This is a genomic window from Sporanaerobacter sp. PP17-6a (genome assembly GCF_900095615.1).
Lineage (GTDB): Bacteria > Bacillota > Clostridia > Tissierellales > Acidilutibacteraceae > Acidilutibacter > Acidilutibacter cellobiosedens.
The window spans coordinates 115963-130388 of the sequence record NZ_FMIF01000001.1 but is presented as its reverse complement, the minus strand read 5'-3'; the positions used below and the strand labels follow the sequence as shown (position 1 = coordinate 130388).

The following is a 14426-nucleotide window of genomic DNA, read 5'->3' as shown; positions in this document are numbered from 1 at the left end:
TTAATCCCTCCAAAGATACAGTCCAGCTTCTTTTTGAACATTCCTCATACTATTCAAGGTTTCTTTTTCATAATTATGCTTACCATATGAACCATAAGGCCTTAGTAACCTCTGAACTCTATTGGTCTTATAGGCTATGCTATTATAATAAAAATCATAATATAAATTATCTTCACTTCTTGAAAGTTTCTTCCACTCATCTAAGAAATAAACCAACTCTTCCTTTGCCTTTTCTAAGTTATTTGGATCTACAATTTTTACCCTTTCAAGAATCTTTTCTATTATTATATCTATCTTTTCTTTGTCTATATTTTCAATGTTTCTTGCCCCAAATTTATTTGTCCTCAATTCTTCAAATTCGTTTCTTAGCATTGCTATGAAAGAGGCATGTAAAGCTCTTTCCCTGGCTCTGGCAGAGAAGGGAGTAGCTGATGTTCCCTCAACATATCTATAAAGATGGGAGTGATAAGCTGTAAAGTTTTCATAATGGGACAAGTCTCTTGCCCTATAAGGATTATAAATAGTTACTACTAAACCAGGACTTTGTCTCCCTACCCTAGAAGTAGCCTGAATATATTCAGCAGTAGTTTTAGGCTGACCAGTCACTGCCATTAGTCCAAGCCTGTCCACGTCCATTCCCACTTGAATCATATTAGTTGCAACAGCTATATCTAAAACTTCCTTATCACTGCCAAGATTAATTCCCCTTTCAAGTTTTTCCAAAACTTGAGGAATTTCCCAACCCTTTTTTCTGGATGTTATCTCATCATAGTTTAGAAAAATCCTAGCCCATTCATCCTTATTTTTCTCCTTCAAGACTTTACTTCTATCTGGAATGTCATCCTGTATAAGCCTTACAGCTCCACCCAATTCTCTTTTACTATTATAATAGCCAATTAGGGTCCAATAGGCATCAATATAATCCTTGTAAATTGGATCTTCTTTATATCTATAGGCTGTCTGTAGTAAAACAGCATAAACACGCAGTATTGTTGTCTTCATAGAGGCAAAAGGTGAACTTACGCCTAAATACAGTCTAAATGGGTAATCATCTAAGGATATTTCCTTTGAAAAAAAGGAGTCATCTGAATCATGCCCACTAGGTGGAAATTGGTTGTGGGCTCTGCTGTATAAAGCCTTAACTTGTTCCTCTGCATTTTTAATCGTTGCTGTAGAAGCTATATATTTGGGTCTAATTCTTTTTCCACCAATATCAGCTGTACATAGGGCATCTATGGCCATTTCATAATTCCCATAGATTGTTCCTAGAGGGCCTGTTATTAAATGTAATTCATCTTGTAATATTAGCTCTGGTGGGTAAAAATTCTTACAAGGCTTTTGTTTTTGTTCAAACAAATGTCCCCTATGGGCACAGTTAGTTATCTCTTCTTCATCAGTAGATAAAAAGCTGCCACAATCTAGACATTCAACATCTCTTTTTCCAAATAATAAATGGACTCTTTCTTCAAAAGTTATTCTTGCAAACTTATCTACAGTCCCAATTATTATAGTAGGAGTCTTGCTATAAATTTCTTCGTCTATTAAATAAACAGGTATTGGCCTTTTATTAAAAAAGCAGGCCTCCCTAGGGCATTTGATAGTGAAACTTTTATTGAGAATATCTATCTTATAGGATTTCTCTTCATCCAAAATTTCTCCACAAGAAGGGCATTTTATAATCTGAGATTTAAGAGTTCTTTTCTTATAATTAGCCTGGCTTTGATTATTATATTGGCTTACTTCTAGATCTTTAAACTTATTTACAGTAACTCCACTACCAACCCAAAATCCAATGGAAAACTCCTTTTCCCCATATAGGCCTTCTTCTCTCATCCTAATCATTTCACAGGCAGATACAAGCTTTAATATTCTATCTCTCTGCTGGGTGGTAAGAAGTCTTAAGGTATAACGAATAATCACCGTTACACCGCCATCCTTATGGTATTCATGGCACTCATCCGAAGTTAATCTTCTATAAGCCATTAAAAAAGCAATGATACCTAAATAAGCCTCTGTCTTACCCCCACCTGTCGGGAAAAACAATAGGTCTAAAAGATCCCTATCCGCAGATTCCGGCTCTACTATGCTTCTAATATTAAGTAAAATAAAAGCTATTTGGAAAGGTCTCCAGTGTGAATGGTCGCCTAAATAGTCTCCTAAATCATCTTCTATATTTTCCCTTTTAGAAAATAAATTCATTGCCCTTGATAGATGCATAGCTTCATTCATAAAGGTAAAAGCCTGGTAGGCTTTTTTATTCTCTTTAATTATCCTTAAACCATCTATCATCCTGTCTAAATTTTCATTACATATTTTTATTTTCTCTTTTCCAACGGGCTTATAAGTTTCATCCTTCATGTACTCATGAGCTTCCAGCCTACTAATCCAGATAGCATAGTCTCCTAAAATATCCTCCAATTCACTGAAAGTGCTTTCCTGATTTTCACTTTTAGAAAACTTTAACATGGAGAAATATCCCCTATACTTATCTAAATTTAAATCTACACCATTTATTTCTTTTTCTGGAAGAAAATCGCTTGTAACTATTTTAACAGTATTTCCATCTACTTTATCCCATCTAGCAGCACATCCATAGCCACGTGCAAATATGGGCTTCTTATTAAAAAAGTAGTCTTCCTCTTCCTTCATTCCATGGGCTAAATTTTCCGATACAAAACCTAATTCATTATTTACCAGTTCTAACTCTACTTGAAAAATATTTTTTGACACATAATCTTTTACCTTATGCCTTCGATTTTCTAGATATATAGAAACCATTTTATAACCAGTATCTAATCTATGAACAATCCAAGACAAGTAAATATCTCTTTCAATATGCAGGCCTAAGATATTGCTTGATTTAACATTTATATTTTCTTGAAATTCCCTTGGATTTCTAGAGAAAGAGTATTTTCCTTCTTCCTCCCTGCCTATGTAATCTGCCCATTTCATATTTACTTCTATCCTGTCATTTTCTTCAGAAAGAAATACTCTTAGACCCAAGGAAGCTTGCTTGTTTTTACTTATATACAAGGTATCATCGCTTTCCATATCTTCAATTATGCCTTCCTCAGAATCATTTTCAGAAAAACTATCCCTATCTAAAAAAAATGAATAGTCTTCTCCCTCAGGAGATAATCGGCCCATAATATAGGAAGTTGTAGGACTTTCTCTTAGCTCTTCATCTTCCTCATAGGGGCCTATAAGGTCAGTCCTTAAAGAATCTATAAACTTTTGTCTTAAATCTTTGTATACAAGTCTCATTTTATCCCTCCCTATCTAAAATTCTTCTTTTAAACTTATGGCCAATTCCCCTCCAAACCTATCAAAAGAAAACATATTGGCCTCCTCTAAAACTCCTATATTCACATCATAATCAAAAGGGAACATTATACTATCATTAATCAGCTCATCAAGAGATAGATAAAGTTTATCTTTTAGATGAATCAGGGTGGCCACAATTAATATGATAGCTCTTTCATCATCCACCTTATGTTTCTTTACCTTATAAACTCCATGTTTAACAGGCTCAAGTACATTAATATCCCTCATTGTCCTAATGTTTTTCGGTATGGCATGGATTAATGTTGGCCTCTCACCCCACATATCAGTCATTTTTTCTCTTATAAACTTGCTTGATATTTCAACCTGCATATAATCTAATTTACCGACAATAGAAACTATATCTTCAAAGACCTTGTAGCTTATAAGCATCATACACCAATGAGCAACAAGCCTTAGGCTACTATTGTTTGTTTTAACTATTTCCCTAGCGTAAGCCTTAATACTTCTATTTTTTTCATCATCCTCAAGCCAAATATTAGATAAAATACTTACAGTTTTTCTTGTGTTTGTTGCTGTATCAATATGAAGGCCTATATATTCCTTTAAATCATCTTTGACTTTTTCAAAATCATCTTCATCTTTCATTAATTCTACTGTCTTATCTAAATAATCTAATGATATATTTCTTGACATTCCAACTTGCTTACTCATTTTTATTTTCTCCCTCTATCTTTATAAAAGGTACAATAACTTCCTCTATTGATGCTCCTCCATGGGACATTATCCTTTCTCCTTCAGCTGCTAAGGCTTCTTCCTCTCTGGATAATAAATATGAATAGTCCTTAGGTAGATAATATCCAGGATATTCAAGGAGCTTATAGTCCCTAGTTACTTCCTTAATTTCTGCATAATCTTTAATGATCATCATTTTTTGAGACTTGGTTTCTACTTCAACTCCCATACCTTTTGGTCTTCCAAGGCCCAAAGACTCTTTATTGCCATGGTCTGAACCTAAATAAACCTCAAAGCCAACCTTCAACAATTTTCCCACCAATTTGTTTAATTCACCTGCCTGGCCCATCCTTTCAATATCTGCATTATGTCCCTCTATACCATACATTTGCCTATGAACTAAATCGTCAATATCATTAATAATGATAGCTATGAAAAAATCTTTAAATGAAGGTTCAATTTGGTAGCCCCTATAATAAGAGATTTGAGATTCATCCATATATTCCTTAGCCTTCTTATAGAATTGCCTTTTTTCATTTATAAGACTAAAAGGATCTATAAGTTCCTGGGGTAGAAGGCCTGCCAAAAGGCTTTGTCTTGATATTGAAGTAACTGTTGGTATCATTGCAAATACATAGTCAGTCCTTGCCCTATAGTCTAGATGTTTTTCTAAAATTAGCCAGTCACTTATAGACATGCCATCTAAAACTATAAGGGCAGTTTTCTTTTCCCTTCTTAAAAGGTAATCCATGACCTTTGAAACCATTATGGGCCCCTTAAATGTGGATTTACCACTTAAAGACCCGAACTCTTCAAAAATAAATGTCTGAAAATCTTTTGTAATATCAATAAGGTCTTCCTTACTAAGCTTAAGCCTTCCTATAATTAAATTCCTTTTTGCATTTATATGAGCAATTTGAAACCATTTTCTATAATCACTAGGACTAGCAAGTAGTCTCTCTAAATCATTTTCTAGTTTCTTTAAATAGGACATTAAATGCTCTTTTTCATAAATAACTTCATCTAGAAAGCTATGGGTCATTTCTTCAGAACTATAATCTTCATAGGTATTTTCATAAACAAGAGAAATATGGTCCCAGTCTAAAGCTCTCTTTTCCTTTAAAACCATCCTGTTTAGCCTAGGAAAGATTTCACTGTAACTTAAATTACAAACAGAAAACCATTGTTTTATGTCATAGGCAATATAAAGATCCTCTTTTAAAATCAAGATAAGTCTTTTTATATGACCTGCCTTTATTTGACTCTCAAAGATATACCTAAATTCTTCTACATCCTTATATAAAATTATTCTATAATCCTCTGACTCTATAGCATCTAGTATCCTTTTTTCCCCTAGTATATTATCAGGGTCTTTAACCATAATATAATCCTTATAGGGTAAGCCTAGAATGTTTTTTATTTTCTCAACTAACATATCACTTCACCAACTCTGCAATAAAAACTGGAAGCAAAATAGGCACAAGGCCTTTTTTCTCCTCATAGTCTTTTTCTATTTCTATTAATTCCTTGTCTAAAGCCTTTAACTTTGAGTTCCTAATATTATCTATGCCTATTTTCATAGCCAAATCCTTTTTAACTTCTATAGAATGTTTGTATTTCCTATAGTTATCCTTATTTTTTAATTCATACTTATTTTTTAGATTCAAGAAGTTATCATAGGCAATTTCTTCAGCCTTTTTAGCAATTCTTTCATATAAGGATCTTTCTATCTTTGCCATTCCAATAAATTCAACATTATCCTCTTCCTTATACAATTCCTCCCATATTTTCCTGCCAGACATGGGCCTATATAACATCTTTTTAGTCAGGAAGAGAGGTATATAATCCTTATACTGCCTTTCCTCTCCTAAAGAAATCTGCCAAATAGTAAAATAGCCATCTTCGTTGGGAAAATTCTTAATTGAAAACCGAGGAACAGAGTCTAATATATGCCATTCCAAATCCTTGTTAATATGTTTTTCAATTAAAGGATTAGTCAGTGATAAGTTTTTCCTTGGCAAGGTCAAACCCTTGCTAGCTTGATAATAGTCTAATATCCTATTAAGATTCTTATCCAAATCAAAGTGACTTTCACTATAAGACTCATCAGACAAATCCTTATTATCTTTAATAATTTCCTTATATTGATTTCTTATTTCAACTTGTTTTCTAAATTCCTCTTCAAACTTATTTACATTATGGTCTATAAACTTTTCATCTCGGATAGATTTCATGTATATATCAGTAAAGTCCATTTCAGCCATTTCATTATCCAAAAGGTCAGATAACTTATCTATACCTGTTTCATCCAATATAGTGGCTAATTTACTTTCTAAAATGGACCTTACCCTATTTTCCACAGTATCTATATTTATAAAGTTATAGACTAGTACATCTTTATCTTGACCAATACGGTCTACTCTACCTATCCTCTGTTCTATTTTCATAGGATTCCAAGGAAGGTCATAGTTTATAACAATATTAGCAAATTGGAGGTTTAATCCCTCTCCTCCAGTATCTGTAGAAATTAGGATATTGTTATCTTCTTTAAATTCTAATAAAATTCTATCTCTTTCTTCCATATCCATAGATCCATTTAAAATAGATATGGAGTAGCCCTTATTGTTCAAAAATAACCTTAAATATTTTTGAGTCTCTACAAATTCAGTGAAGATAATAGCCTTCATTTCATTATCTTTGGAATAAAGTTCATCTAAATAGTCTAGAAGCCTTTCTGCCTTTGCATCTATGGCTTGATATTCAGCCTGCTTTGCCAGACCTAGTATCTCTTTTAAATCCTTAATTTCATTTTTAATATCTATGGAAGCTAGTTCCAAGGCCTGGCCCATACCTTCTTCAAAATCCATGTCTGCTAGATCATCAAAGGAGAGATTATGAATTTTTACCTGCTGGCTTTCTAAAATTTCTATCCTTCTACTAATGGAATCTTTAATAGCTGCAGTAGAACTGGTAACTAATCTCTGCATTAAGACCATAAGAAAACCTATATAGGATTTCTTCTCTTTTATTGCCCTATTGTATCCCTTTTTTACATAGTCAGTTACCATTTCATATAGATGGCTCTGGTTGCTGTGTTTTTCATCCCATTTAACCTCAACTAAGTGGGTTTTCCTATCTTTAAATAATCTCTTTCCCTTATTATCTATAGCTTCTCTCTTCTCTGTCCTTATTATATATTGGCCAACATTTTCCTTAATCAAGGATTGATAATTTGGAAAAGCATCCTGGTCCAATAATCCTAGCAGTCTAAGAAATTGATCAGTTTTTCCTGAATGAGGAGTTGCAGTAAGAAGGAGGAGATAAGGGCTTGCCTTACTAAGCATCTTCCCCAGTTTATATCTGGCTACCTGGTCTGAGCTTCCTGCCATCCTATGGGCCTCATCAATTATAATCAGGTCCCAATCCGCCTCTATGATAGAATAAATCCTCTCTTCATTATATTTTTTAATCTCATCCTGGGTCCATCCTGCCCGTCTTTCTATAGGCTTAATGGAATCCATGGGACTTATGATCTGATCAAATTGGCTATAAACTTGATCCTTGTTTATAATCCTTTTTATAGTCTCGTACTCAGAAGGCAATATTATATTAAAATATTCATCAAACTTTTCTTTTAATTCTAGGTTCCATTGAGAAACTAGACCTTTAGGACAGATTATTAGTACTCTTTTAACTAGGCCTCTGGCCTTAAGCTCCCTAATTATTAGACCTGCTTCAATAGTCTTACCTAGTCCAACTTCATCAGCTAAAACATAGCGAATTCTGGATTCTGATAGGGCCCTTTTGAGGACATAGAGCTGGTGGGGAAGGGGGATTACCCCTTCCTTTAAAGATGTTAGCATGCCTTGGGAAATTTCCTGCAAAAGCTTAAGTAATACTATCTTGTATTTAATATAATCCCCATCTATTTCCTGATCCCATTCCTCTAAGACCCTGTCAGCTGATAAGAATTCAATCTTCTTTTCCTCTGGATTGTAAACTTTCAGGGATGAATATCCCCATGTTTCAAAAACTTCTAAAACCTGTACTCTTTGTCCGTTTTCAATTTTCTTAATCCATTGACCCAATTCATACATTTTATCCCTCATCCACTAATCTATCCTAGAGGAAGATATATCATAGTACATTAGTAGCTTATCATCTTCCTGTAAAACATTTTCAGGAATTCTATCTCCCATTTTTACAATAAGTTTGTAATTCTTCTCTTTCCAAAGCTTTGCAAATCCCACCCTAATGGCCTCAGTCCTAAATCTCTTTAACTTGCCTTTAGAATTGAGATACTCTTCAAATTCCTTAAGTAGTTTCTTCTCCCTGAGTTTTTGAATATCACCTGACTTAGTTATATCTGGTATATACCATTTTTCTTCATCATCCTGCAGAAAGTTTTCCTGTAGAAGGTCTATTAATTCTGGCATCTTTTCATGCCTTGCTGGCTTGGCTTCTTTCATAAACTTAGGCTGGAGTTCACTATAGGTTTGGGGAGTGTCTAGTTGGTAATATAACCAGGCCAAGGCAGATTTTTCATCCTCTACAAACAGTGAAAATTGTATTTCAGGCAAATCAAATTTTATCCTTGCATTATCATATTCATTTACTTGGTCTGGAAGGAAATACATATTATCTCTTTTTATAAATCTTTCATCTAAGCCTCTAAAAAATTCTTGGATATCTAGGGGGATAGATACACCATTAACAACATGATAGGCAATCATCCTATCAAAAAGGGAATGGGCATCTCTTTCAGCTACCCTTTCTAAATAGGTCCCTCTTTCAATTACAACGGGAAGTTTTTCTAAGTGTTCTCTAACAAAGTCCCAAACACTTTCTTCAGTTCCTGCCTTTTTTATAAAGTTTTCAACAAATCCTTCCCTAGGCTTATAGGCTGAAATAACTAGGTCTTGCTTTACAGCAGATGAATAGTTTACCTGTTTAAAAGACCCCTGTTTTTTATCTAAAACCCTAACATCTGCAATTATAAAGCCAGCCCTTACTAATGACTCTTGGATGGCATTCCAAACTGAATTCTTAGAATTACTAAATTCTACAGTCATCCATCTATTAGGTTTTAAAACCCGATAATATTCTTTAAAGCACTGAGTCATTAAGGATTGATATTCAACTAGCCCTTTCCCTTGAACATTATTTACAATAGCCTCTGGCTCATTATTTGTTATTACTTTGAGCCAAGACTCCCATAAGAAATTCAATTCAGAGTAATTTAAATTGGCACCAAAAGGTGGATCTGTAAATATATAATCAATCGAATTTTGAGCAATATTTCTCATATCGCCTAAAGAACTAGTTTGGAGCAATACATCATTTGATTTAAATTTCGATATCATATTTAGAGGCTTAAGAATTCCTTTTCCTCCATGTAATTTTCTACTTATAAATTCAAACATATTTAATTCTTTTATTAAAGAAGGTATATATAATGTTCCAGAAAGATTTCCTGTTCTTTTCCCATATCTCGACATCTTTGTTCCCATCACAAGAGATGCAGTTAATAAAAATTTACTTGAATTACTATTACTTTTTTGACTAATGCAACTCATAATAGCTAAATTTCGTTTTGTATAATAATAATGAACATTAGTGATTCCATCTTTATCATTTCTTCTTGATTCGCTCCCGACAATCATTCTATCAGTCGGATACCAAGTTTTTAACTTCATAGATTCAATTTTCTTTATTAAGTCAAAATCAAATTTATCAGGTTTCTTTTCAAATCTTTTCTTCCCTACAAAATAATTAATTAAAACTGGCACTTGTTTTGATATATAAACATTTGTTTTTAAGTATTCATCATATATTAGTTCCATGGCTTTATCACATTCGTTTTTCTTTAGATTTGCTTTACAATTATTACATGTAAAACTATCGCTTACTGTACCATTATCATTGTCTACAGCTACATCCCAAAGATTAATATCGTTACTACAATTCGGACAAATTAAAACATCAGACCAAATAGTGTAGTTTATTTTTCCCTTTACTGGTCCTGCCATATCATATATCTGGTTACCATTTTCGTCCACATGATTGGTTTCATACATCCAGCCTAGCTCTTTTTCACATTCATCTAAAATCCTATTGGCTTCTTTTTCAAATTCCTCCACATCAACAGGTGTATTATAGTTATGGGCAATAAAGGTAGCTGCTGGGGACAGGTCATTAAGTATAGCCTTCCTTGAACCCCATTTGATATAGGGCATTTCTTTTTCAAGTTGAAGCTTGAATTCTAAATCAGCCTCAGGATTGCCGCACATTTGAGCAGCTACACCTGTCATACCAGTGCCACAAAAACCGTCAAAAACTATATCTCCTGGCTCTGTATAATGGAGAATATACCTCATTATAGCCTTGTGGGGCACCTTTGTATGATAGGAATGGGCATTATAAATAGGATGGTTTTTCCCTTCAGAAACATCTGCTGCAAAGGGCTCCCTATGGTAGTCATCTGTCTCTTCGTCATAGGGCTTGCCAAACTCCTCTATAAAATCATTAATAAAAGGGTTGGGGCAGGCTGTATAGTAGGGTGGAGCAGAAAGCTTTATTATATCCTCATCTTCTCCTAAAGGAAATCCTTCTATATCCCTTAGCTTGTCTAGTATTTCCTTGTTAAGAACCTTACCTTCTTCAAATTTCTTAGCCATTTTGCTCCTCCTCTTTTATTATTATGTTATAGTTGCTTGCTTCATCCTTTAAGATAATTCTTAGATTTTTAGGGTCCATATCTTTAATTTGCTGGTCTATAAAATCTGAAATTCTATTTTTTAAATTCTCAACTGTAGTTGGTCCGATTTTTAATAATTCTTTTGATAAGTCATCTAATTTTATTGTCACCTTATTTAGTTCAGAAAAAAGAAGGTTAAAACTTTTTATAAAATTAGGTTCTATAGCTTGTGGTAGCTTCTTCCCTTTAATAAAAGACTCTACTATTTCTTTTTCCTCTTTGTTGAGCAGGTCCATATTTTCTAAGACTAGAGGGTCTTCAATATATTGGATAAGTAGGTCTTCCCACTGGGAAAGCAGGTTAATAACTTCCTCTTCCAAGGAGTCAATCTTGTTATTATAGTCAAGATCTTCTCTTAGGTCCTTTAATTTACAATGCTTGCAAATGGGGCTTTCTTCAAGTTCTTTTACTTCCAAGTCATAGCAGATTTTTAAGTCTGACAGAGTTTTTTCAAGAGCAGATAATTGTCCTAAAGAAAATACTCCTTCTATATTTTTTAGTCTGTTCAAGTTGGTGATTTCCCTTGAGTTTTTTAATTCATTTAATTTAACAGCGGATTTATGGTTAAGTCTAAGCTTTTGGTGCTTTTTAATATAGTAATCAATATATTCTTTCTTTATTTCCTTTAAATCAGAGCTAATATTAAAGATTACACCTTCTAATTCTTTTCCATCTTTTAAACTGTCTCTTTGGTCCCTAAATCTTTCCTTTGCCTGGCTTATTTTTTCTGTAAATTGGCTAGGCAGGTCCATGGTTTCTATGTTAGATATATAGTTGATTAAGTTTCCAGTAGAATTCCTAAGATCTGTATAATTCTTAATAAGGTCAATGCTCTCTATTCCTCTTCCAATTTCTTCTATTCTCTCCAGGGTCAAGTTTAGGTTGTTGAATTTAGCTGGAGTGTTATACTTACTAGCAAATCCTCCAAATTCATCCACAACTATAGATATATCTCTTTCATATTTTTCTAAGAAATGGCCTTGGATAAGTGGCTCTCCCCAAAGGTTAAAATCATTATTTATTACTTGTTTGGTGTTTATAGCCTTACCAGCCCAATCAGAGCAGGTTTCTAGTATTTTGTCTAATCCTTTTTCTAATTCCTTAGGACTTGAAGCTAGGCCAGTAGGTAATTTTAAGATTTCTAATAGCCTGCTTATTTCCACCACTGCAGCCTCTTTAGGTTTTGATATATATTTAAATTCTTGCATATCCATATTGCCTAGTTTAGCTGTAAGTTCCATATTAGAGGCCGATAGGACCCTGTTATCTTTTAAGGTAATAGTTATATGGCCTGCATAGACCAAGGCTAGAAGAACAGGTGTAAAGTAGCCTAAATCTATATTGAACTTTTTAACCATGCTATTGTCATAAACTTCTTCTATAAAGTCTGAACGATTAAGGACTCCCTGCCTTGGTAGGTCTTTAACTAATTTTACTATTTCCATAGCATATTTGGAGCCTGTCACATCAATTTTACTATTCTTTATTAGGCCAAATGAATCTAGATATTCCATAACATCCTGGCTTAATTTACCTGCAAAACTCTTAATTACCCTCTCCAAAACCCCAGCCCTATTTTCTATGGTAATCTTATTTTTAAATTTAGGGAATTCTGGGTATTTTGCTTGGAAGCTGTTTTCCAAGGCCATGGAAGATGCTAGGTCAATAGAACTTTTTAAATCTGTTTGCAACCTAGATTTTCCTCCTGTTGCTTCTATTAAAGTTTTTTCACTACCTTGATGCACAAGGGAAAAGCAGGTGTTTTTATTGTCATTTAGCCATTTCAACAAATTCTTTCTATAGCTTTCTACCTTTTTCCCGTATATATTTTTTGTGTTTTGTTCTGCTGCATCCTGTCTCATGGCACTGGCTGCTGCAAAAAGACTTAAGTTTTCATGGAAGTCATCATTATTTATAAATTTAAATAGGACCTCATCTGATTCTGGATTTTCTATCTTAGATTTATCTAGATAAGGTGGTAGTATATAAATATAAAAATCTCTTGGGGGCTGGGCTGTAGATCTTTCAGTAGGTAGTCCCATAAAGAGATAACCCTCCCTGTATACATTTCTTGACTCCCAATTTAAGGTATACTCATAAATATCAAAGTTTGTCACATACTGCTCAGCATCCCAATCTAAGGCACTATAGATTAACCTATTAAAATATCTATTAAAATCCTCTGGAATCATCATGTCTACTTTTTGTTGGATTTTGGCATCATAGTCTATATCTTTTTTTAAATCTAGGAAATACTGGCCATTATCTTTGTTATGTTCAATAAACTGTCCGCTAACTAGGGTTATAACTTCATTTATTGAAGTCTGTACTGTTGCTAAAAGAAAATCAGCATCTAGTTCAGGCATATTTTCCATAAAGAGACAGAGGTCATCTCTTAAATCTTCAGCTGTTAAACCTATTCTAACATCTATGCCACTGGTAGTTAATCTATGAACGCTTAGGGCATAGATTATTTGTAAAGCCATATCCTTGTAGATTCCTTTCCCTTTTGGGAAGGTCTTCTTGATTTTCTCTTCTAAGACCCCGCTTTTCTCCATAACTTCTTTAACTTCAAACTCGGATTTTCTAGCATAATTATCTTTAATGAAGGTCCAGTATGAATCAAAGGATATTATTCCAGGAGCTTCCTCTGGGATATCCTTGTCCAATAAGGATTCAACCGTTAATGATATGGTCCTTAAGACTTCCCTATTTTCGGCTATATATACTCTATTAAATATATCTATGTAGGCAGGATGAATAGGGTAAAGGTCTACATAATCATCAATTCTTTCTGACATTCCTGAATAAAGTTTATGGTAGGGAGCCAGATGGTCTCTTACCATGGCTTTTTGCTCCTTGCTTTTTCCCAAAATTCTTTCTGCTACCACATAAGCAGTATCTTCTTTTCTAATTATGACCTGTTCAAACCTGTCTTTAACCCTATTAAGGGAATTAGCAACAAAAGAAAAAGTTGGATTGTCAAATAGTTGTTCTTGGATACCACAAATAAGCCTAAATCTAGAATCTTTTATAAACTCTCCCACTTCTCTTAAAAAATTTAAGTCTAGTATTAGTTCCTGTTCCTTGCGAGTCCTAAGATAATCTAAAAGCTCATCAACCACTAGTAAATATCCCTTATCTGGATACTTGTCTTCAAATTTATACATCATTTCAATTAAAGCTTCTTTGTTGTTTGTGATTTTATCAGCACTGGGAAATTCGAATTTAATACCTCTTTTTTCTAAGTCCCTTTCCAACTCTCCAGTTACAATATTTCTAAGGGAGTTACTTACTGATCCTATTTCAATTCTTAAGACTTCAAACTTACCAGCTATTTTCTCTGAATAGCTAGCAAACTTTTTATTACCTAGATAATTAAGATTATCAGCATTATTGGCAATGGCTGATATAAGAGACATTAGGTGACTTTTACCCGTTCCATAATTACCTACTATAAGTACTCCCTTATTATCTATTACCTCATCAAATTGTAGTTCTTCTAAGATGCCTCCATTAAATTTTTCTGCCATTTCATCAGACATAACATAAGATTCTACTAAGTTTTTAGCTTTAGTTTCATCATTGGCATCCTTTAATTGAATTACTGTTTGGATGGGATTAAAATTAATAATATCTGAATATTTCATTT

6 protein-coding genes are annotated in these 14426 nt (G+C 33.6%); all 6 read right to left on the bottom strand.

Annotated features, from left to right (window positions below; translation table 11 throughout):
- Genes drmA through PP176A_RS00505 form a run of 6 tightly spaced genes read right to left on the bottom strand, consistent with a single transcriptional unit; the run spans position 1 to position 14424 of the window.
- A complete protein-coding gene (gene drmA, locus PP176A_RS00530; protein ID WP_071138490.1) occupies positions 1-3264 on the bottom strand; it encodes a DISARM system helicase DrmA in 3264 nt (1087 codons plus the stop codon).
- A 15-nt stretch (positions 3265-3279) separates the two neighbouring features.
- A complete protein-coding gene (locus PP176A_RS00525; RefSeq protein WP_071138489.1) occupies positions 3280-3996 on the bottom strand; it encodes a hypothetical protein in 717 nt (238 codons plus the stop codon).
- Positions 3989-5452 carry a PglZ domain-containing protein gene (locus tag PP176A_RS00520; RefSeq protein ID WP_071138488.1) on the bottom strand — a complete coding sequence of 488 codons (1464 nt, stop codon included), beginning with the start codon at positions 5450-5452 and terminating at the stop codon, positions 3989-3991. The genes PP176A_RS00525 and PP176A_RS00520 overlap by 8 nt, the downstream gene beginning before the upstream one ends.
- 1 nt (position 5453) lies before the next feature.
- Positions 5454-8114, bottom strand: coding sequence for a DEAD/DEAH box helicase (locus PP176A_RS00515; protein WP_071138487.1), 2661 nt, complete (start codon positions 8112-8114; stop codon positions 5454-5456).
- Between the two features lie 15 nt (positions 8115-8129).
- On the bottom strand, positions 8130-10694 hold the full coding sequence (locus PP176A_RS00510; protein WP_071138486.1) for a DNA methyltransferase: 2565 nt from the start codon (positions 10692-10694) through the stop codon (positions 8130-8132).
- A complete protein-coding gene (locus PP176A_RS00505) occupies positions 10687-14424 on the bottom strand; it encodes a DUF6079 family protein (RefSeq protein ID WP_071138485.1) in 3738 nt (1245 codons plus the stop codon). Before PP176A_RS00505 ends, PP176A_RS00510 begins: the two co-directional genes overlap by 8 nt.
- Positions 14425-14426 lie beyond the last annotated feature (2 nt).